This window comes from Candidatus Streptomyces philanthi, from assembly GCF_059553635.1.
In genome coordinates this window covers 54,327-73,511 of record NZ_JCANQV010000001.1, presented here as the reverse complement: position 1 = coordinate 73,511, position 19,185 = coordinate 54,327, and the positions used below count along the sequence as shown (strand labels likewise).

Annotated in this window: 35 protein-coding genes; 31 read left to right on the top strand and 4 right to left on the bottom strand. The window is 71.5% G+C overall.

Features of this window, described 5'->3' with window-relative positions; genetic code table 11:
* Window positions 1-12: 12 nt before the first annotated feature.
* The 21 genes from AC51EU_RS00465 to AC51EU_RS00365 all read left to right on the top strand — a co-directional run bounded on the left by AC51EU_RS00465 (window position 13) and on the right by AC51EU_RS00365 (window position 11,786).
* Window positions 13-246 (top strand): hypothetical protein, encoded by a 234-nt coding sequence (locus AC51EU_RS00465; RefSeq protein ID WP_496264544.1) that lies wholly within the window; start codon window positions 13-15, stop codon window positions 244-246.
* 77 nt (window positions 247-323) lie between these two features.
* The gene (locus AC51EU_RS00460) at window positions 324-650 is read left to right on the top strand and encodes a hypothetical protein (protein ID WP_496264543.1); all 327 of its coding nucleotides are present in this window, start codon (window positions 324-326) and stop codon (window positions 648-650) included.
* 81 nt (window positions 651-731) lie between these two features.
* Window positions 732-1,079, top strand: coding sequence for a hypothetical protein (locus AC51EU_RS00455; protein WP_496264542.1), 348 nt, complete (start codon window positions 732-734; stop codon window positions 1,077-1,079).
* Window positions 1,076-1,396 carry a hypothetical protein gene (locus AC51EU_RS00450; RefSeq protein WP_496264541.1) on the top strand — a complete coding sequence of 107 codons (321 nt, stop codon included), beginning with the start codon at window positions 1,076-1,078 and terminating at the stop codon, window positions 1,394-1,396. Before AC51EU_RS00455 ends, AC51EU_RS00450 begins: the two co-directional genes overlap by 4 nt.
* Entirely contained in the window at window positions 1,393-1,758 is a 366-nt protein-coding gene (locus AC51EU_RS00445) for a hypothetical protein (protein ID WP_496264540.1), read from the top strand. The genes AC51EU_RS00450 and AC51EU_RS00445 overlap by 4 nt, the downstream gene beginning before the upstream one ends.
* On the top strand, window positions 1,755-2,672 hold the full coding sequence (locus tag AC51EU_RS00440; RefSeq protein ID WP_496264539.1) for a YqaJ viral recombinase family nuclease: 918 nt from the start codon (window positions 1,755-1,757) through the stop codon (window positions 2,670-2,672). The genes AC51EU_RS00445 and AC51EU_RS00440 overlap by 4 nt, the downstream gene beginning before the upstream one ends.
* A complete protein-coding gene (locus AC51EU_RS00435; RefSeq protein WP_496264538.1) occupies window positions 2,669-3,484 on the top strand; it encodes a recombinase RecT in 816 nt (271 codons plus the stop codon). The genes AC51EU_RS00440 and AC51EU_RS00435 overlap by 4 nt, the downstream gene beginning before the upstream one ends.
* Window positions 3,481-4,275: a hypothetical protein gene (locus tag AC51EU_RS00430; RefSeq protein WP_496264537.1), complete on the top strand. Its 795-nt coding sequence runs from the start codon at window positions 3,481-3,483 to the stop codon at window positions 4,273-4,275. The genes AC51EU_RS00435 and AC51EU_RS00430 overlap by 4 nt, the downstream gene beginning before the upstream one ends.
* Window positions 4,272-4,565 (top strand): hypothetical protein, encoded by a 294-nt coding sequence (locus AC51EU_RS00425; RefSeq protein ID WP_496264536.1) that lies wholly within the window; start codon window positions 4,272-4,274, stop codon window positions 4,563-4,565. The genes AC51EU_RS00430 and AC51EU_RS00425 overlap by 4 nt, the downstream gene beginning before the upstream one ends.
* On the top strand, window positions 4,562-5,284 hold the full coding sequence (locus AC51EU_RS00420; RefSeq protein ID WP_496264535.1) for a hypothetical protein: 723 nt from the start codon (window positions 4,562-4,564) through the stop codon (window positions 5,282-5,284). The genes AC51EU_RS00425 and AC51EU_RS00420 overlap by 4 nt, the downstream gene beginning before the upstream one ends.
* A gap of 69 nt (window positions 5,285-5,353) precedes the next feature.
* Window positions 5,354-6,358, top strand: coding sequence for a mucin-2 (locus AC51EU_RS00415; RefSeq protein WP_496264534.1), 1,005 nt, complete (start codon window positions 5,354-5,356; stop codon window positions 6,356-6,358).
* Window positions 6,355-7,029 carry a zinc finger domain-containing protein gene (locus AC51EU_RS00410; protein WP_496264533.1) on the top strand — a complete coding sequence of 225 codons (675 nt, stop codon included), beginning with the start codon at window positions 6,355-6,357 and terminating at the stop codon, window positions 7,027-7,029. Before AC51EU_RS00415 ends, AC51EU_RS00410 begins: the two co-directional genes overlap by 4 nt.
* A gap of 163 nt (window positions 7,030-7,192) precedes the next feature.
* Window positions 7,193-7,378, top strand: coding sequence for a hypothetical protein (locus AC51EU_RS00405; protein WP_496264532.1), 186 nt, complete (start codon window positions 7,193-7,195; stop codon window positions 7,376-7,378).
* A complete protein-coding gene (locus AC51EU_RS00400; protein WP_496264531.1) occupies window positions 7,375-7,587 on the top strand; it encodes a hypothetical protein in 213 nt (70 codons plus the stop codon). The genes AC51EU_RS00405 and AC51EU_RS00400 overlap by 4 nt, the downstream gene beginning before the upstream one ends.
* 70 nt (window positions 7,588-7,657) lie before the next feature.
* Window positions 7,658-8,188 (top strand): hypothetical protein, encoded by a 531-nt coding sequence (locus AC51EU_RS00395; protein WP_496264530.1) that lies wholly within the window; start codon window positions 7,658-7,660, stop codon window positions 8,186-8,188.
* Entirely contained in the window at window positions 8,185-8,415 is a 231-nt protein-coding gene (locus AC51EU_RS00390; protein WP_496264529.1) for a hypothetical protein, read from the top strand. The genes AC51EU_RS00395 and AC51EU_RS00390 overlap by 4 nt, the downstream gene beginning before the upstream one ends.
* A 181-nt stretch (window positions 8,416-8,596) precedes the next feature.
* Entirely contained in the window at window positions 8,597-8,923 is a 327-nt protein-coding gene (locus AC51EU_RS00385; RefSeq protein WP_496264528.1) for a hypothetical protein, read from the top strand.
* Window positions 8,923-9,399, top strand: a complete 477-nt coding sequence (locus AC51EU_RS00380) for a hypothetical protein (protein ID WP_496264527.1) — start codon at window positions 8,923-8,925, stop codon at window positions 9,397-9,399. Before AC51EU_RS00385 ends, AC51EU_RS00380 begins: the two co-directional genes overlap by 1 nt.
* 163 nt (window positions 9,400-9,562) lie before the next feature.
* Complete coding sequence (locus tag AC51EU_RS00375) at window positions 9,563-10,117, top strand: WhiB family transcriptional regulator (protein ID WP_496264526.1); 555 nt, start codon at window positions 9,563-9,565, stop codon at window positions 10,115-10,117.
* Window positions 10,118-10,223: 106 nt separating this feature from the next.
* Window positions 10,224-10,892, top strand: coding sequence for a nuclease-related domain-containing protein (locus AC51EU_RS00370; RefSeq protein WP_496264525.1), 669 nt, complete (start codon window positions 10,224-10,226; stop codon window positions 10,890-10,892).
* 165 nt (window positions 10,893-11,057) lie between these two features.
* Window positions 11,058-11,786 carry a SpoIIE family protein phosphatase gene (locus AC51EU_RS00365; RefSeq protein WP_496264524.1) on the top strand — a complete coding sequence of 243 codons (729 nt, stop codon included), beginning with the start codon at window positions 11,058-11,060 and terminating at the stop codon, window positions 11,784-11,786.
* Window positions 11,787-11,933: 147 nt separating this feature from the next.
* Here the strand turns inward: AC51EU_RS00365 and AC51EU_RS00360 are convergent, their stop codons facing one another.
* From AC51EU_RS00360 to AC51EU_RS00345, 4 genes are all read right to left on the bottom strand, one after another.
* Window positions 11,934-12,206 (bottom strand): hypothetical protein, encoded by a 273-nt coding sequence (locus AC51EU_RS00360; RefSeq protein ID WP_496264523.1) that lies wholly within the window; start codon window positions 12,204-12,206, stop codon window positions 11,934-11,936.
* Between the two features lie 74 nt (window positions 12,207-12,280).
* A complete protein-coding gene (locus AC51EU_RS00355; protein WP_496264522.1) occupies window positions 12,281-12,562 on the bottom strand; it encodes a hypothetical protein in 282 nt (93 codons plus the stop codon).
* Window positions 12,563-12,730: 168 nt separating this feature from the next.
* Entirely contained in the window at window positions 12,731-13,192 is a 462-nt protein-coding gene (locus tag AC51EU_RS00350) for a hypothetical protein (protein ID WP_496264521.1), read from the bottom strand.
* 144 nt (window positions 13,193-13,336) lie between these two features.
* Window positions 13,337-14,128 carry a GntR family transcriptional regulator gene (locus AC51EU_RS00345; RefSeq protein WP_496264520.1) on the bottom strand — a complete coding sequence of 264 codons (792 nt, stop codon included), beginning with the start codon at window positions 14,126-14,128 and terminating at the stop codon, window positions 13,337-13,339.
* 138 nt (window positions 14,129-14,266) lie between these two features.
* On the opposite strand from AC51EU_RS00345, the gene AC51EU_RS00340 reads away from it, so the two are divergent.
* From AC51EU_RS00340 to AC51EU_RS00295, 10 genes are all read left to right on the top strand, one after another.
* Complete coding sequence (locus AC51EU_RS00340) at window positions 14,267-14,668, top strand: hypothetical protein (protein ID WP_496264519.1); 402 nt, start codon at window positions 14,267-14,269, stop codon at window positions 14,666-14,668.
* 101 nt (window positions 14,669-14,769) lie between these two features.
* Complete coding sequence (locus AC51EU_RS00335) at window positions 14,770-14,898, top strand: hypothetical protein (protein ID WP_496264518.1); 129 nt, start codon at window positions 14,770-14,772, stop codon at window positions 14,896-14,898.
* A 210-nt stretch (window positions 14,899-15,108) separates the two neighbouring features.
* Window positions 15,109-15,426, top strand: a complete 318-nt coding sequence (locus AC51EU_RS00330; RefSeq protein WP_496264517.1) for a hypothetical protein — start codon at window positions 15,109-15,111, stop codon at window positions 15,424-15,426.
* 2 nt (window positions 15,427-15,428) lie between these two features.
* Window positions 15,429-15,614 (top strand): hypothetical protein, encoded by a 186-nt coding sequence (locus tag AC51EU_RS00325; protein WP_496264516.1) that lies wholly within the window; start codon window positions 15,429-15,431, stop codon window positions 15,612-15,614.
* An 86-nt stretch (window positions 15,615-15,700) separates the two neighbouring features.
* A complete protein-coding gene (locus tag AC51EU_RS00320) occupies window positions 15,701-16,027 on the top strand; it encodes a hypothetical protein (protein WP_496264515.1) in 327 nt (108 codons plus the stop codon).
* A 34-nt stretch (window positions 16,028-16,061) separates the two neighbouring features.
* Window positions 16,062-16,334 (top strand): hypothetical protein, encoded by a 273-nt coding sequence (locus AC51EU_RS00315; protein WP_496264514.1) that lies wholly within the window; start codon window positions 16,062-16,064, stop codon window positions 16,332-16,334.
* Between the two features lie 198 nt (window positions 16,335-16,532).
* The gene (locus AC51EU_RS00310) at window positions 16,533-16,706 is read left to right on the top strand and encodes a hypothetical protein (RefSeq protein WP_496264513.1); all 174 of its coding nucleotides are present in this window, start codon (window positions 16,533-16,535) and stop codon (window positions 16,704-16,706) included.
* 21 nt (window positions 16,707-16,727) lie between these two features.
* Window positions 16,728-17,849, top strand: a complete 1,122-nt coding sequence (locus AC51EU_RS00305) for a hypothetical protein (RefSeq protein WP_496264512.1) — start codon at window positions 16,728-16,730, stop codon at window positions 17,847-17,849.
* Complete coding sequence (locus tag AC51EU_RS00300; RefSeq protein WP_496264511.1) at window positions 17,846-18,019, top strand: hypothetical protein; 174 nt, start codon at window positions 17,846-17,848, stop codon at window positions 18,017-18,019. Before AC51EU_RS00305 ends, AC51EU_RS00300 begins: the two co-directional genes overlap by 4 nt.
* The gene (locus tag AC51EU_RS00295; protein ID WP_496264510.1) at window positions 18,012-19,181 is read left to right on the top strand and encodes a hypothetical protein; all 1,170 of its coding nucleotides are present in this window, start codon (window positions 18,012-18,014) and stop codon (window positions 19,179-19,181) included. The genes AC51EU_RS00300 and AC51EU_RS00295 overlap by 8 nt, the downstream gene beginning before the upstream one ends.
* The last annotated feature ends 4 nt before the right edge of the window (window positions 19,182-19,185 follow it).

Genomic DNA, 19,185 nt, shown 5'->3' with positions numbered 1-19,185 from the left:
GGATTCCAGTTCATGGCAACCGACCTCGCCGAAAGGGCTTCAGCTCTCCGCCCCATCGGGATCACGCCGCTCCTGACCACTGACCAGCTCGCCGCGTACTACGGCGTCACCCGCTGGCTCATCAACGAGTGGGTCAAGCGCGGCTGCCCCGTCGAGCCCACCGCGTTCCGCGGTCGGCGGTTCGACCTGGACCGCGTGAAGTCCTGGACCGCCGCGAACTCGAACTCGCAGCTCGACGCGGCCTGAACGAAATCGGGGCCGCCCGGACGGCTTTCCGGTGCGACCCCTACGGCTCACCTCACCAACCAGAAATGAGGCTCACCGTGAGCAACATCATCCCATCCGAAACGCTGCGCGAGCAGCGGCCCGCGCTGCGGGCGCTGGACCGCCTGGCGGAGCAGCACCCGGGCCTGCCCAGCGCGTACATCGCTGGGACCCGCGACCTTGATGTCCAGGTGCGGTCCGCCACGCACTTCGAGGCGTGGCGCGAGGCGCTGGGCATCGACCCCATGGCCGTCGACAGCCGCGAGTGGACGACGGGCGAGACGGTGCTGGAGTTCGTGGCACGGGAGGACGAGGCTGGCGCGCCGGTCCGTGTGTACGTGGTGCTGCCCGCCCTGCCTGCCGAGGCCGTGGCGGTGGCCGCGTGATCTGGCTCCTGATCTGGATCTCCCTCGGATTCCTCGTCTTCTGGCTCCTCACGCTGCTCCTCGACTTCCTCGGAGGCACCGATGGCCGCTGACCACACGCCCGTGACCGGCCCGTTCCGGATCGGCGTCAGCCGCACCCCGGCTGGCATCGCTCTCGACGTCTCGCACTTCATCGAGTCCCTGATCGTCGAGCTCGTCACCGAGCACGCCGACGCTCTCGCCGAGATCCTCGCGGAGCAGGCGGAGGACCGCCCGTACGACGGTCACCGTCCCGAGACGCTGCTCGTGGAGCAGCTCGTGGACACGCTGGACCCGCGCATCCCGGTGTACGGCGCGCAGTGCCGTGTGCTGGCTGATCGGATCCGGGCGTTGGCGGGGCCGGTGCCGGTCCCGGCTCAGCGTGCCGCTGAGGGGGGTGCGGCGGCGTGAAGGACCGTACGTACCGCTCCGGGACCCACTTGATGTGCGGCTTCTGTGACCTGCTGCGCGAGGAGCTGACTGCCGATATCGCTCGCGTCTACCCGGAGCTGGGGACGACCGACGAGCTGGGCATCCCGCTGTGCTGCGATGAGGCGGCCAGGGTGTGGCGCGCGGCGCGGCGCACCGTGATCCGTGTGGAGCTGGCCGCGACTGGCGGCTGGCGTGTCCGCTGGCGTGAGGGCGGCCGGCAGCGGTCCCGCACGTGGGAGACGCGCCGCCACGCCTCCGGGTTCGCGGACTACCTCGCCACGGGCGGTGAGGCATGAGCGCCCGCGACGACATCCTGGCGGGCCTCCGCGCGGCGGAGGGCTCGGCTGTCGGCGACGTGACGGCCGAGGAACTGCTGGCTTCCTACCGCACCGAGGTGCTGCGCGAGGCCGCCGACTCCCTGGACGAGTCTGAGCGCCTGCGCGGCCTCACCGACGACCACATGCGTGACGTGTACGCCGCCGCGAACGAGCTGCGCCGGATGGCGGCCGAGGCCGGGAAGGACACCCGCAAGGGCGAGTCCACCCGCGCCGCCGCTCCGGCGCCGTACGGGCCGGATCGCTGCATGCACGGCGTCTCCATCAACGTCGAGTGCGGCGGTTGCGACGCGCTCGGGCAGATCGGTGGTGGCGCTGTATGACGACGACCGTGCTGGCCGGGGCACACGCCCCGGCCGCCGGGCCGACCATCCTCGGCTGGTTCGCGCCTGGCTCCCCCGAATGGCACGCCGCCCGCGCCGCCGGCATCGGCGGCAGCGAGATCGCCGCCGTCCTCGGCCTCTCCCCGTACGAGAGCCAGTTCTCCCTCTGGCACCGCAAGAAGGGCTGCGTCGCGCCGGCCGAGGAGACCGACGTCATGTACTGGGGTACCGCCCTGGAGCCCGTCATCTGCTCGGAGTTCGCCCGCTGGCACCCCGAGTGGGACGTCCAGCCCGCGCCGACCTACGCCGCAGCCGACCGGCCCTGGCAGATCGCCAACCCTGACCGGCTCCTCTCCGATGGCGGCGAGACCGCCGCGCTCCTGGAGGCGAAAACGTCGCGGGACGACATCGGCTGGGGTGAAGAGGGCACGGAGGAGATCCCGGTGCACTACCGGGCCCAGTGCCTGCACTACCTCGACGTCCTCGGCCTCGCCCGGTGCCACGTCGCCGTGCTGATCGCCGGGGCGGACTACCGCGAGTACGTCGTCGAGTACGACCCCGTCGACGCGCTCCAGATGCGGGCGGCCGGCGCCGAGTTCATGCGGTCCCTCGCCGCCAACGAACGGCCGGAGATCGACGGGCACAGCGCCACCTACCAGACCGTCCGCGAGCTGCCCGAGGGCCTGGACGACATCGACGTCGAGATCCCGACCCGGCTCCGCGACCGGTGGCACGCCGCGCAGGACGCCTTCTGGGCCGCCGAGGACGAGCTGACCGCCTGCAAGGGCGAACTGCTCGACGCGATCGGCACCGGTCGCCGCGCGGTCTGTGAGCGCGACCGCGTCGCCACCCGCACCGTCCGCAACGGACGCACCTTCCAGCTTCTCCCCGCCCGTACCCGGAGGACCCGATGACCACCGAGACCATCAGCAACGCCGTTGCCGTCCGCGAGTCCGGGCCCGGCGCCATGGTCGAGCACTACAAGGCCGACCTCGCCCAGGTCATGCCGAGCCACGTCAAGCCCGACACCTTCGTCCGGCTCGCCGTCGGCGTCCTGCGGCGGGACCGCAACCTCGCCCAGGCCGCTCAGAACAACCCCGCGGCGCTGATGGGCGCCCTCATGGACGCCGCCCAGCTCGGGCTCACCCCGGGAACTGAGCAGTTCTATCTCGTCCCCCGGAAGACCAAGGGCCGCATGGAGGTTCAGGGCATCCGCGGCTACCAGGGCGAGATCGAGCTGATCTACCGCGCCGGCGCCGTCTCCTCCGTGATCGTCGAGACCGTCCGCCAGGCGGACCACTTCCGCTACTCGCCAGGCCGGGACGAGCGCCCGAACCACGAGATCGACTGGGACGCCGAGGACCGCGGCCCGCTCCGGCTGGTCTACGCGTACGCGGTGATGAAGGACGGCGCCACGTCGAAGGTGGTCGTCCTCAACCGGGCCCAGGTCATGGCGGCGAAGGCCATGTCGCAGGGTTCCGACTCGCCGTACTCCCCGTGGCAGCGCCACGAGGAAGCGATGTGGATGAAGACCGCCGCGCACCGGCTGACGAAGTGGGTGCCGACCAGTGCCGAGTACATGCGGGAGCAGCTCCGCGCTGCGGCCGAGGTCGCCGCCGAGCAGCAGCCGACCGTCGCGCCCGCCGCCCCGGTGCCGCAGCCCGCGGTTGATGACGAGGGTCCGATCGAGGCGGAGTTCGTCGACGCAGACGAGGTGCACCCGTGACCACCCGTCCTCACGGCTACGCCCGGTACCGGCTCGACGGCTGCCGCTGCTACACCTGCGGATACGCCCGCAGCCAGTACGACGACAACCGGAACCGCGCTCTGGCATACGGCACCTGGCGTCCCTGGGCTGACGCCGAGCCCGTGCGAGCCCACGTGCAACACCTCCAGGCGTGCGGCATGGGCCTGCGGACCATCGCCGCCGCCGCGGGTATCGACCGCAAGCGTCTCCAGGCCGTCCTCGGCGGGCGCCCTGAGCGTGGCACCGGCCCGCAGGAACGGGTCCGTCCGGCACTCGCCGCCGTCGTGCTTGCCGTCGAGCCGACTCTCGACACCCTGGCGCCGAGGACGATCATCTCGGCCACCGGGACCACCCGGCGTCTCCAGGCGCTCGTCGCCGGGGGCTGGCCGCAGGACAAGCTCGCTGCCGCGCTGGGGATGACCCCGGGGAATTTCGGCGGGGTCATTACGGCGGCCCGAGTCACGGTGCAGACCGCTCAGGCGGTCCGAGACCTCTACGACGCCCGGTGGCGTACCGATCCCGCCGAGCACGGCGCTTCCCCGGGCGGGATCACTCGGGCCCGGCGCCGGGCGGCCGCCGCCGGGTGGGCGCCCGTCGGGGCCTGGGACGACGACTCCATCGACGACCCCGCGGCCTTCCCGGACTGGACCGGCCGCTGCGGCACCCCCGCGGGCTACCGCGCGCACTTCTCGCTGAGCATCCCGCTGTGCCAGCCCTGCCGCAGCGCCCGCTCGGCCAGCCGCAGCAGCCAGTGCGAGGTGGCGGCATGACCTCCCACGCCTTACCGCGCCCGTGCGGCGCGCTCGGCCAGCACTCGGGGCGGGTACGCCCGTACCCCTGCGGCTACCGGTGCTCCGCTCACGCTCCGTGGGCGCTCGCCGGGCGCCCCGAGCCGCAGCCCGGCCCCGGCTGGCCCACCGACGCGTGGGAGACGCCGTCTCCGCAGTCTGCCTCCACCCTCATCGATGAGCGTGCCGTCGCCTCCGGCAAGCGCCGCTCCAGCTCTCACGTCTACCGCGCCGCGCAGATCGCCGTCGGCGCCCGGAAGGACCACCCATGAACCCTCCCTGGCACACCGGCCGCCTCGCCGGCTTCGACCTCGAAACGACCGGCATCGACGTCGAGAACGACCGCATCGTCACCGCCTGCATCGTCCACTGCGGTGGCGGACAACCCACCCAGTCCGCCACCTGGCTCGCCGACCCTGGCATCGAGATCCCCGAGGGCGCCGCGGCCGGGCCCCGGCCCCGCCTCTACCGCGTCGCCGGGCTCGACATCAGCCTCACCGGCACCGGCATCGCCACGGCCGGTGGAACCGTCCGCGTCCCTACCAAGGGGCGCCGCAAGGACAGCATCACCGACCGGCATGCCCGGCTCCGCTACATCGCCGCCCGCGTCATGGACGAGATCGGCACCGTCGACCTCGCGTGCGTCGAAGGCCCGTCCCACGCCTCCATGGGCCAGGCCGGGCACCACGACCTCTCCGGCCTGTGGTGGCGCATCGTCGGCGCCCTGACGGACCGGGACATCCCCGTCGCCGTCATCCCGCCCATGAGCCGGGCCAAGTACGCGACGGGCCGCGGCAATTCACGGAAGGCCATCGTCCTCGACGCCGCCCGCACGCGGTACGGCGCGATCCTCCCGAGCGACGACGAGGCCGATGCCCTCATCCTCCGCGCCATGGGCCTCGACCACCTCGGCCAGCCCCTCGCCGAGGTTCCCGACGGCCACCGCGCAGCCCTCGCCGGCTGCCAGTGGCCCGTCCTCCCGCACCTCTGATCCATCCGCACGGCCCAGGGGCGGGACGCCCAACGCCCCGCTTCTGGGCACCAGCCAGGAGACGCCGCCATGCCGTGGTTCAAGATCGACGACGCGTCGCACAGTCACCCCAAGTTCATCAAGGCTGGCAACGCCGCACTCGGCCTGTGGCTGCGCTGCGGCGCTTACGCCGCCCAGCACCTCACCGAAGGCGTCGTCCCCGGCGTGGTCGTCCAGCTCTACGGCAGCGCCGCCCAAGTACGGAAACTCCTCGCTGCCGGCCTGTGGCACGAGCACGGCCACGAGTGCACCCGATGCCCTCAGCCGCCCGCAGGCGACTACATGATCCACGACTTCTTCGAGGGCGGCCGGAACGTCACGAAGGCACAGCACGAGGCCAACAAGAAGAGCGCCGCCGAGCGCGCCGCGAAGAGCCGCGCGAGCCGAAAGAGCAGCAAAAAAGCCGAAGATTCTTCCGCGAAAAGTTCTTCAAACGAAGACGAATCCTCCGAGAAAACTCCTCAAAAAGACCCCCGCTTTTCCGGATCCGCCGCAGGTCAGGAGGGATCGTCACACCGCACGCCTGCTGACACCGTCACACCTACCCAAGCCAAGCCAAGCCCTCCGTCTCCTCCAGAGGAGGAGACGGAGGAAGGACAGCTAGCTACGCGCGCGGGCGCGAGCACGACCGACATCGCCTACATCGGCGACCGCCCCCAAATCCCCGCCGCCTCCCAGCCCCTCGTCGCCGCGCTCCAGGCCGCACGCCTCCACGTCGGCTGGGACCTTCGCCCCGAGGAATGGCTCCTCATCGAGGCCCTCATCCGCCGCTGCGGCATCCCCGCCCTCGTCGCCTCCGCCACCGCCAGCTGGCAAGGCGCCCGCACCACGCCCCGCAGCGGCAAATACTTCCTCCCCGCCTGGCGAGCCTTGCCCTCCGCCGCCGCGGCCCCGGACGGCCTGCCAGCAGCCGTAGGCGGCGCGGTCATCCCCTTCGGCCCCACCCCCCGCCCCTCGACCACGGACCAGCGCGTCCAGCAGGCCATCGACCTCGGCCGCGCCATGCAGGCCCGCCACGACCAGGAGCACCAGTGATCACCTACGAGCAGATCGGCGAACTCCTCGGCCTCGCCGCCGCCCGCGACCAACGGACCGTCGGCCAGGCCGACATCCTCGCCTGGCACGACGACCTCAACGCCGCCAGCATCACCTACGCCGACGCCCGCGCCGCCCTCACCGCCTTCTACATCGCGCAAGGCGACCTGCGCCCCGAGGACCGCTTCCGCGTCACCACCCCCGACGTCATCCACCACGCCCGGCGCCTCCGCCGCGAGCGCCTGGCCAACTTCACCTACGAACCTCCCGTCGGCGACGCGGACCCGCACTACCTCGCCCGACTCCGCGGCCAGATCGCCGCCGTCGTGAACGGGAACGCCCCGACCGCCATGACCGCACCTGCCCTTGAGGGCGGACCGCACCCGACGGTCCTCGGGGCGCTCACCAGCGTCGGACGAGAAGTGCCAGACGAAGAGCAGGACGCGGTCGTCGCCCAGATCCGCCGCCCCGGCCCCCTCGGCGTCGAATGCCCCACCTGCCACGCCCCCATCGGCCGGCCCTGCAAGACCCGGCCGCGGAAGAACACCCCGCGCCCGCACGGCGCCCGCCGCCGCATCGCCGCCGGCCAACCCGCCACCACCGAAACCCCTGCCGAGATCGAGCGCCGCCGCGCCGCCGCCCTCGCCTACCTCTCCCGGGAGGGCGCATGACCGGCGCCCCGATGCCGCCCGAACTCCGCCGCAACCGGCCGCCCGCACTCACCGTGCCGTGCCCGTACTGCCGAGCCCAACCCGGCAACCGCTGCACCACCCCCAGCGGCCGGCGATACACCGCCCCGCACCCCTCCCGCCTCGACCACGACCGGAGAGCCCGATGACCCATCAGCCCACTGACCACCTACCGCCCGACACCGCTCACACTGCGCTCTCCGAGGTGCTGCGCATCGTCTCCGACTGGTGCATCGAAGCCAACGACGTCGGCGGCATCGACGCGGAAGACCTCGCATGGCGACTGGAGCAGGCGGGCCACCCACTGCCCGACGCGGAGGAGGACCGGTGATCAGTGACGCCGCCCTCGCCGTCATACGAGCCGCCCTCGACGACTACCAGCTCACCACCCCGCCGTCGCACGCCACCCCCGACGGCCAGACCACCCAGATAGCCCACTACCTCACCAGCAGCGGCTACACCATCACCCCCAACACCCCCGAGAACGGCCGCAAAGACCCCTCAGGGCGGCGAACAGGGGTCGCCGAACCCTTTCCGTGAACAACGCCCCGAACGGCCGTCAAAACGCCATACAGAGCCCTCACTCAAACGACACACAGAACGGACACCCATGACCACCAACGCACTACCCCACGACCCCTACATCACCGCCGTCACCACCGCCCTCACCGAAGCTGGACTCCCGCCCACCGACCACACCTGGACCGACGACTGCGAGACCCGCGGCACCTGGCGCTACCTCAACGCGACGATCACCCTCGACCCCAGCAACGTCATCGGAGAAGACCCCGACACCGTCCCTACGGGCACTCCGTGGCCGCACGGCCTACTGCTCATCTGGGAGTGGCACACGGGCCGCGAGGACGGCATCGAGGCCGGCCCCCTCTGGGAGTTCGCCGCACTGAACTCCGACGGCTCCAACCAGTACCCGACGGGCCTGCCGGTGAACGGCTACGCCTCGCCGGATGACGTGGCCGAGGCGGCCCGCCTGGTGGTCAACGGACAGATCCTGCCGGGCCACTTCCACAACTTCGGCCGGCCCGGTTGGGACGGCGGCCTCATCGGCGGGAGCAGCAGGTGGGGACGTGCCAGCGAGCTGGAGGCCGCGTGCACGGCGTGGGGCAAGGACGAGATCGCGTGACCGACCACCACATCCACCCCGGCCAGACCTACCGCAGCTGCGACCCCCGCAGCTCCACCCGCATCCGCATCACGTCGTACGAGCCCAGCCACGCGCACGCATGCGTCGTCGACGCCGTCACTGGGAAGCGGCCCCGCTGGATCCTCGTCCACTCCCTGCACGCCAGCCCGACCACCGCCACAGGGACGCCCCGCCGCACCGGATACGCCCTGGAGACCGACGAGTGACCCGCTGCGGACTGTGCGGCCGGCGCCTCCGCCGACCCGCCGCCGACGGCCTCGGCCCCGTCTGCCGCCGCGCCCTCCGGCTCCGCCCGCGGGCGCCAGTGACCGTCCCGGAGACCCCAGTGACCGCAGTCCCCGGGCAGCTCCCGCTCCCTATCCCGACCCCCACCAGGAGGACCACCTAATGACCACCCGTCGCTTCACCCGCGAGCAACTCGGCGCCCTGGGCGTACCGCCGTACGCCCCCGAGGAAGTCGTGTACAGCGACGTCCTGATCGCCGACGAGCACGTCACCACGCTGAAGTACACCCAGCTCCGCAGGTGCATCTTCCGCTTCGACGGCCTCGCTTACGCCGTCAAGTACGAGGCAGCTCTCGACACGGGCGCCTTCGAGGTCGGCGACGGCGGCCCGGCCCACCACGGCTGGCACGGCGACACCGTCGAAGCGACCCGCGTCGAGCCGCGCGAGATCACCGTCATCCGCTGGGAGCCCGTCAAGGAAGGCGCCTGATGACCAACGACCAGCTCGCGACCCTCGCGACGTTCGCCGCCCTCTGGCCCGTCCTCGCGGCTGGCCACGCCCTCGCCGACCACGTCCTCGGCCAGACCGACCACCAGTCGGCGAGGAAAGCCGCGCCGTCCCGAGAAGATGTTGAACTCTGGGGAGAGAACCCCCGCTGCGGGTGGGGTGCGTGCCTCGCGCACGTCGCCCAGTACCACCTCGTCCTCGGCGTCCTCATCGCCCTCGCGTGGGCCGTGCTCCCGCTCCAGGTGACGTGGGTCGGCCTCGCGGCCGGGCTCGTCGTCTCCGCGAGCACGCACGCGCTCCTGGACCGCCGGTGGCCGGTGCGCTGGATCCTGGAGCACACCGGCTCGCCCCACTTCGCGGTCCTGAAGTCGGGAGGGATGAATGGCCCGTACCTCGCTGACCAGGCCCTGCACAAGACCGCCCTCCTCATTGCCGCGGGGCTGATGTCCCTGCTGTAACCGCCGTCCGGACGGCGTCCGCGACCACCGGACAGCCTTCGGACAAAGCATCCGGACACGCCCCTCACCTGCACGGACATCGTCCGGACACCACAACGGGCGCGCCGACCGCCACGGCCGGCGCGCCCACCCCGAACAGATCACCGCACAGCAAGGACGCCCCATGGAAGCCGCCTTCTTCCCCACTTTCCTCGACGCCCTCGCCCCCGGCGAGCACACCCCCTGCTACGGCAACGCCGACCTGTACGTCACCAAGGACGGCGACTTCGGCCGCCTCCGCGCCACCTCCGCCAGGACGCTCTGCGCCCAGTGCCCCGTCCAGCAGGAGTGCGCCGACTGGGCCCTCCGGACCGGCGAGCCCGACGGCATCTGGGGCGGCCTCACTCCGCAGGAGCGCCTCGCGATCCGGAGGCGCAGCGTCAGGCCGCCGCAGGCCGAGTGCGGCACCGAGACCGCCTGGCGCGCCCACCTCAGCCGTGGCGAAGCCTGCCACCGCTGCCAAGTCGAGCAGGACGCGCGGATACGCGAGGGGCGCCTCGACCGGCTCGCCGTTGAGCACCAGCGGGGCGGCAGCGTGGCCGGGTACCGGCTGGAGCTGCTGCTCGGACTCCCGACGTGCGCAGCCTGCCGGGCCGCCCGGACCGCGTACTACCAGGGCCGCCCCCGCACTCCCAAGTGGTACCGCCGCAGCGCCACGTCCGTCCGGACGGCCGCCTGACACGTCCGGACACCCTCACGAGACACCCGGACACACCCCACCTGACCAGCACGGACACCCATCCGGACACCCCGGGCAGACAGTGTCCTCACCCGAACGGACAACCGTGATCACCATCCTCGTTATCGTCGCCATCGCAGCCTGGCTCCTCTACCGCGGCCAGCATCCGAAGACCGGCGCTGGCGCCTCCGCCGAAGCCCGCGCACGCCAACTCCGCACCCCGCTCATCCAGTTAGCCGACGCGTTCGGCATCCAGACCCGCCGCGGCCGCCAGGCCGCCCGCTACCGCGCCGGCGCCGAGGGGGAGCGCCGGACCGCCGCCCGCCTGGCCCCGCTCCGCCACGAGGGATGGGTGGTCCTCCACGACCGCGCGCTGCCCACCGGCCGCGCCAACATCGACCACCTCGCGATCAGCCCCCGCGGCACCGTGATCCTCCCGGATACGAAGCGGTGGTCCGCCAAATGGCGTGTCCGCGTCGTCGACGGCCGGCTCTTCCACGGTGACTTCGACGTGACCGAACGCCTCCGTGGAATCCGCCACGAGACCGCTACGGTCTCCACCGTCCTCGGCGTCCACGTCACTCCGCTCGTCATCATGGACGGCGCCCCCGTTGAAGGCGGCGAACTGGTGCTCGGCGGCATCCGCATCGTCCCCGCGGACCGCGCCGTCGATGTCCTCCGCGAACTCGGGCAGATCCCGGGGCAGCGTCAACCCGCGGAACTCGCCCGCCAGGCGGCGCGGCTGCTGCCGGAGTACACACGCGCACACCGGTAGCAGCACCCGAAGCAGAACAGCCCCGGCGATGAGCCGGGGCTGCTTACGTTTCGAACCACACCCGCCCCACCCATCACAGATTTGCGCTTCTAGGCACACCGCTGACCCGCGACGCCTATAGAGAGTGATGGGCCTGCCAGGGCCCGCGACCCGAAGGAGACTCTCATGACGGCAAGCACAGTGGACTCGGAGACGGTAGCGGTGGGCGTAGCCCAACGGCCGGGCACAGACCTGCCCTGCGCTGACGGAGCCCACACCCACCAGCAAGGCGACCAGGTGTACGCGGCCGTCGTGGACGGCGCCGGCCACCACGAAGAAGTCGTCGACTTCGCCAAGCACGCGCCGCCCGCGATCACCCTCATGGGAATGGCCATGGGCGGACTCACCGGCCTGATCACCGCCGGACGGATGGCAGATGCATACGACCGCCCGCCGCACATGTCCGCGATCGTCGCCTCGATGGAGCCAGGGCGGCCCACGAGTGTGCACTGGATCGGCGACTGCCGCGCCTACGGCTGGGATGGGAAGGCTCTAACCCTGTGGTCGCGCGATCAGACCATGGGCGAGTGGCTGCGCTGGAACGGCGGGGAGACCATCGAGATCGTCCCCGTCGAGGTCGCGGAGAGCCAGGACAACTGGGCGCGGCTCGGCCTCGCGCAGGCCACGGAGATGACGTGCCGCCAACTGGAGATCCCCGAGGACGTCCCCCTGGTGCTGCTCGTCAGCGACGGGATCTCCGACCAGGTAGACCAGGAGACCGCCGAGGCCCTGTGCCAGCAGCACGTCGACGACCCGCAGGCCCTGGCGGACGCGCTGGTCGCTGCTGCCGAGGACGGGGACGACGGATATCGCGACGACGCCACGGCGGTCGTCCTGCTGCGGCGCGCTACCTGAGAAGGCCGGGCTCCCCGGCGCGCGGCCAGCTCCTCCTCGGCCGCGGCGAGGGACTACCCCCGCGGGGGTAGTCCCAGTCCCGGCTCATCGCCAAGGCTGCTGGCGTTCCGGGCCACACCCTCGACCAGACGAGGTCTGGGAAGGTCCTCACCCCAGGGGGATGACGTCGAGCACCGCGACGGACTTGTGGGTGTGGCTCACGAAGATCAGGGCCACGGCCCCCTCGACGACCACCGAGCGGTTCCACTCGTCAGCCTCCCCGCGGGCGCGGGTCTCCCCGATCGGGTCGTAGCAGGCCGCCTCCAGCGCCAGCGTCAACGCCTCGCTCGCGGCAGGAGGGAGTCCGTCATGGATCGCCTCGGTGCCGGGGTCGTAGATGAGCCGGTACAACGCGCTGACCTCCCGGTCTGCCTGGATCACACGGCCGCCGGTGAGGTCGGCATGCAGATGCAGGCAGAGTATCGGATCGGCGACACTCCGTTACGCGGAACGAATCAGGCGGCACCGCGGGCACGGATCCGGTCGGCGTCCTCGGCCAGCCGATCAGTCCGGTCGACCCATTCCCCGGGCAGCGTTTCCCCGCGAGCCTCATGCTCGGCGAGTGCACGGCCCCGGTCGGCGGCAGCCAGGATGCGCTTGGCGACCGCCTCCCACTTCTCCGCCACGACCACGAGCCGGTCCACCGGAGCCTTGTTGATCTCGCTCAGGAAGCGCTGGGAGAGGGCCGGGTCGCCGAGGGCTTCGCAGATCGACTCGATGGTCCACTCGGTGGTCATGCCCGCCTCCTGGTATGGGATCACCAATCGTCTGCACGATAGCGCACGGGCAGGCGCGCAAAGCGGCGAAATATGCCACCGGCAGGTTCCATATCCCCTGTTCAGGGGGCACTCGTGAAACGGCGGAGCCCCCGCAGCAGCGGGGGCTCCACGCCTGTCTGTCGGCCGTCAGGTCCGGTCGACCTGCGTGACCCGCACGCTCTTGATGTCCGCGATCTTCCCGTTCTCGATCTCCGCGTCCAGCGGGGCGATGTCGCCCTTCTTCACCTTGCCCGCGCCCAGCTTGTCAGCGGTGATCCCCGTCGTGCCGAGCACGTCGCCGTCGGCGTCCAGGAACTCCAGCCGTGCGAAGTAGTCCGCGGCCTTCGGGCCGGTGTTGTGGACCTCGTAGTGGACCACGTACGCCTTCTTCCCCCAGACCTCGTGGTCCTCGACGCCCGCCCTGGTGATCTTCACGTCCTTGGAGGCGGCCGGCTTCTCGTCGCTGTCCGTCGCAGGCGGCTTCGCCTCCGCCGCGGCGGTTGACAGCGGTGTGGTGTCCTTCTTCGCCACCTCGTCGCCGCCGGAACATCCGGCCAGCAGGCCGCCGACGACAGCAGTCGCGGCGAGCGTGAGCGCGATCCTGCGCATGATCCCCTCCAGTGCCACGCGGCGATACCCCCGGCACCTGTGATCCGCGACGGCTCCCGCCGGACGGTACCGGCCAGCACGCCCCTCTTGGGGTAAAACGCGCAACTCCGCCCCCACCGGCACCCGGCGGAGACGGAGCTACCGCTACTCGCCGCGGTCCTCCCGGGGCCAGCGCGCGCTCTTGTCCCGAGGTACGGGATACAACAGCGCGAACCGATCTGCCGGCGTGCTGGTCCGGTTCACCTCAACCACCCGATCTCCAACACGCGAGATCCGCGTCACGATCAGCACAGGCAGACCAGCCCCTATGCGCAGCTCTCGCTGCTCACGGTCGCTTGCTGGGCGGGCCGACACAACCTCCTCCCACTCGATCGCCTCGCCGAGATGCTCTTCGATCCGGTCATAAATGCCACCAGGGCCCGTCTCCGCTGCCCCCAGGACCGGAAGCTGGCCGACGAGCCACATCGGCAGGTAGGACGTGGCGAGCTGGGACGCATACTCGGCATCCGGGGGGCCGACGGCGCGATCCCGGACCGTGACGTGCTCGCCCCGAGGGGTCCCGAGGATGTCGGCGATGTCGTCCGGCGGCACTGCGACTTCTCGCGTCGGCGTGCCGATGCCACGCCAGTCCTGCGCGGCCGGGTCGAAGTAGTAGCCGATCTCATCCCGGTACACACTTCGGTCCCTGATGAGAGTGGTCGCAGGGGCCGGCGGCCTAATGAACGTGCCTTGGCGCCGGATTGTGTAGAGCAACCCTTCCGCTACCAAGTGCTTGATCGCGCGGGTAATCGTCGCGCGCGCCGCGCCGTACCGCACCCGCAACTTCTCAATACCTGGGATCGGGCGGCCGACTGGCCAGGTACCTGCTTCTACGTCGCGTCGGAGCCGCGCTGCTACGTCTCGGTAGCTGGCCATCTCGTGGTCCTCTCGGGTCATCTTCCCTCCTACCCTACCTAGACCCCACCTACATGGGGTAGTGTGGTCTGTGTCAGAAAAGCAAGTGGCCCTGACCCGGTCTCGCACACCAGGTCAGGGCCTTGCGAACCCCTACCTGTCCAACCAGGAGGAACCCGCATGGCAACGAAGCCTACCCTGACTAGGACCGGGCTGTCGGTTTTGACCGCCCACCCGCGCCGCCGCATCGCCCGGCGCCACCTCAACGCCGCCGCCCGCGTCGACCGCGGCGTCCTCTACACCACCATCAGCGCCGGAATGATCCTCATCCGCCGCTACCTCGTCACCCGCGGCGCCAGCGTCGAGTTCGCTGACCGCTACGGCTCCGCCTTCGGCCGCGTCGCCGCCAAGGCCTACCGGGCCTCCCGCGACGCCGAACCCCGCCGCGCATGGTCCGACTCGACCGGGAAGTGGCGCCGCGTCATGGGCTACCTCCCCGAGGACACCCCCGTCCTCGACCGCGCCCTCGCCGTCTACCCCCGCACTGCGGGCCTCGCCCAGGAGCTGGGGGTGGCGGCGTGAACCCCGAGTACTACTGCGGCGCCTGCCGCAGCTGGCACGCCGGCCCCTGCAACATCACACACCGGCGGTAAGCGCTGATGCCGATCTGCTGCGGTCGCCCCATGGTCCGCCAGGGCCCCGACTACTGGACCTGCGACATCTGCTACGGCTCCTACCAGGGCGCCGGAGGCATCTGCCCGACGACCGTCGCCCTCCTGGCCGTCCTCGCGCTCAAGGGGGTGACCCGGTGACCCGCCGCCCCACTCCTCCGCCGCCGCCCCGCCAGGAAAGCCTCTGCCCCTGGTGCGGCACCTCGAACGAGCCGCCCTGCTGCAAGAACTGCGGACGCATCTTCGCGTGAGTGTCGCCGCTCGCCTTCCGCAGTGACAACCGCCCCGATGGTCGTGCCAGGTTCGACCTCCGGCCGGGGCACTCCCAAACCGCTCACCAGGAGCCTTCGCATGCCCAAGACCACCGAACCCACGGCGCCCGTCGCCATCATCCGCTACCTGAACCTCGGCGGCGCCACCGTCGAGATCCGCCCGCACCGCTACACCACCCGGTCAGGGCCGGGCCGCGCCTACATCGCCGAGCCGCGCGAGGTCGACGGCTACGTCTGGATCTGCCGCGGCTGCGGCACCGACGGCAAGACCTCCACGCGCGGCCACATCCGGCTCGACAACGGCTGCTACTTCCCTGCCGAACTGCCGGAGGCACGCGAGGACGCCAACACCCACGCCGCCATCTGCCGGGCTCTCCCGGCCATCGAAGGGGCGTAGGTGTGGACACCATCGGCGCCCTGAGGGTGGTCGCTATCGTCCTCGGCATCCTCATCTGCCTGCGGACCCTCATCCTCTCGGCTGCGGCGACCTTCCATTTCGTCCACGTCTGCCGCCCGCGGCACACCTCGTTCTGCTGCCTCACCTGCGATCGCATCGACCGCGTGTGGCTCCTCCGGCGCCTCTGACGGCTCTCCCCTCACCGTCCGTCCCGTACTGGCGGTGAGGGGAGCCGGAAAGCCCAGGACCGGCCACCGACCACTTCGGAGACGCCATGACCACGCAACACGCCACCATCCGCGGTCCCCAGGACCTGCGCCAGGACGACCTCGTCCTCTACCGCGACCCCATCCGCTACTGGGCTGGGGACACGCCGCACACCTTCGTCTGCCGCGTACGGGCTTACTACGGGGGCCAGTACGACCTTGTCTCCCTGAAGACCGGCCGGGTCTGGGAGAGGCCGCAGATCGCCTACATGCGCCGCGTCCTGCCGGAGGAGGCAATGCGGGACATCGACACCGCGCCCCTGCACGACCCGGCGGCGATCGCCGGGCTGGAGTCGGCCTCGGCCGCCTGGCTCCGCCGGCAGGCACACGCCTGACCACCACCTCTCACCCCGAAGTTAGGAGAAAAGGATGAGCACCAGCACCACCTGGCCCGTGGGCGTCCTCGCCCGCTACCTCACCGTCGCCAGCGCCACCATCGACATCCGCTACGACAACGGCCTTCTGCGAGCCGCGTGCGGCGGCGAACGGTGCCCGTGGCAGGACCGTAGGGCCCCCGAGGTCTTCTACAACGACGGCCCCGAGGAGAGGGACAGGAAGATCGCCCAGGTACTTCCGGACCTCCAGCGAACCGCCCAGTCGCACGCCGAGAAGTGCCGCGCGATGACCCGCCCGGAGGCGTGAGATGCGGTTCCTCTACTTCCTCGCCTTCGCCTGGCCGATCGTCCTCGCCGCCTACTTCCTCGGCGCCCACTTCGCCCGCTGAGCCGACGGCCACCCGGGCCGTCCCCGTCCCCGTCCGCCGGGGCCGGGTGCGGTCCGAGGAGCCGCCGGCTCGATGCGCTCGCTCCACTCCCCACCAACACCGCACTGGAGACCGCCATGCTCCCCTGCCGTCTCAAGGCCCGACTCATCGCCGCAGAGGCCCGCCGGATCGACCGCGCCGCCGCCGTCTACCTCGCTCTCCGGGCTACGAACCCGGACTACGCCGAGGTCTACGCCGAGCGCAAGGCCCGCCGCATGAAGCGCCGCGAGCGCCTCCTCAAGCACCTGTAACGACGATCCCGAGGACACCCCATGGACACGTCCGGACACCCGGACACCGACACCGGGCAGCCCCGCATCCCCGGCGTCCGGTACCGCGAGGCCAAGCGGCACCGGACCGAGACCACCACCATCGACGGCATCAGCGAGACCCGCGACGTCGAGTACACGGTGTACGAACCGATCCCCCCGCGCGACCTGGACGCCATCGTCCTCCGCGCCGTCACCGGCGTTGCCATCGGCGTGACTGCGCTGTCGGTCGCCGGGACCACCGCGAGCATCGGTGGCCTCCTCGGCCACCTCATCCCGACCCCGGTGGCCTACTCCGTCGCGCTGGTCTTCGATTTCGTCTGGCTCGCCTGCCTGGGCGTTGAATGGCTGGAGCGCCTGGACCCGAAGCGTGCTCGGCCTGCCTGCGTAGCTGGTTGGTTCGCCCTCCTGATCAGCATGGGCGCCGTCGCCGCGTACGGCGCCACCCTGCACCAGCCCGTCGCAGGAGCCGCCGGTGCCGCAGTCGGCCTCCTCGCCAAGGGGCTGTGGACGCTCGTGCTCCGGCACTACGCCGTGCCGCTCTCCGATGGTGTCGCCCACTGGCTGCGCCGTCGCCGGGAGAAGATCACCGCGGCGACGGCAGTCTCCGCACAGCTCCGGCGCCTGGACCGGCACGAGGCGTACATGCGCGCGGCGTACGGGACGACCGCCGTGACGGCCGCCGAGGTCACGGAGATCAGCCCGCCGTCCGCGCCTGTCCGGACAGCGCCCGCGCAGGTGTCCGCGCCGGTGGTCGAGTCCGTGCCGGTCGCGGCTCCGCCTCAGCCCCCAGCGAGCGTTCCCGCCCCCGCTCCCGCCCCGCGTCCGGACACGCAGGACAGCACGTCAGCGACCGCCCCCGTGCCGTCCCCGCGCCCGACAGACACGGCCCCGCCCACGTCCGGACAGGGCGTCCAGGACACCATCCCGGATACGTCTCCGGCCGTGGTCGCGCCGATAGGGCAATCCATCGCCGCCACTATCCGGACCGCTCTCGCCGACACCCCTGGCATCACCGACGAAAACCTCCTCGACCGCATCCGTAGCGTTCACGGCGACCGGTCCAACCTGGCCGACACCGTGACCCGCACCCGGCGCCGCATCGAGCGGAAGAAGGCGTCATGACCGCCCTCGTCGCGGTCGGCGTCTGGTGGTCGGTCAGCGTCCTCGCGCTGGCCGGCCTCGCCGCCACCGACCACCAGGCCGTACTCCCCGCCGTGCGGAAGACCGCCACCCTCCTGCCGCTCGCCGTCATCGTCGCCCTGATCTGCGCCCTCGGAGGCCACCATGCCTGAGAAGCCCGCCCCCTTCGTGGCCGTCACCCCGTTCGCGTTCGGGGACCCCGGCGACATGCTCGTCGCCCCCAAGAAGAAGCCAGCGCCCAAGGCAGAGAAGAAGAAGCGGCTGCCGGGGTCCGAGAAGACCGCAGGCGACGCAGTCCTCTACACCTCGCCCACCGAGCTGCTGGCAGACGCGAAACGCGAAAAAGACCGGAAGAAGCGGGAGCAGCAGGGAGCACGCGTCCGGCTGATCAAGGCACCCCGCCCCGCCCCGCAGCCGCCCGCCACCGCCGTCCCACCGCGGCTGGGCGAAGAAGAGTGGGTCAACCCGGGAGTGCCCCGCAGGCAGGTAGCGCCGCCCGCCCCGCCGAAGCCCACCGCCCCGCCGATCGGCGGGGCCCGCCTCCCCACCCCCGGCACCACCGTCGCCCTCGACGACCGCACCACCGGCTGGTGGCACACCCCCACCGCGCCCACAGGCACGCCCGAGGCGACCGAGGAGGTCGAGCCTGCGGCCGCGCCGCCCCCGGAAGCCTCCAGCGAGCTGCCCAACGCACCAGCGGTCGACCTTCAGAAGGACACCACCACGCAGCCCGACGCTGCCGATGAGGCGGCAGAGGAAGGGCAGGAGGCCCCCCGAGGAGAGACGCCCCCTCCGACTCCGGCCTCGTCCTCGTTCACGGAGAACCCTCGCCTCCGCGCCCTCGCCTTCAACGCCACTGCGGCCGCCATCGGCTACGGCATCGGTCTCGTGGGCCTGGCCAGCCACGTCTACCCGTTCGCCGACGAGCACCCCGAAACCGCCGCCGCATGGCCCCTCACCATCGTGGGCGCCTGCGCGGGCTGGAAGCTGGCCCGTACCGCCGCGGTCCAGGCGACCCTCCCTGGGGCCGTGGGGACGGTGGCCATGGTGGGGATGCCAGCCTTCGCTGCGGCGGCCGGGCAGCGGTGGACACCTGCCGCTATGCGGTGGTTGGCCGAGCAGGGCTCAGCTATCGGTCTCGGCCCCAGCACCGTCTCCCTGCTCGTCACCGCACTCGGTATGTGCGGCGGCCTGTGGTGGCTCGTCGACCGCCGGACACGCGCGTGGCACTGGACGTGGCGGCTCGCCGCCCGCGTCCCGCTGGCCTCCGCCCTCCTCTCGACTGCCCTGTACGCCCCTGGCACCTTCTCCTGAAAGC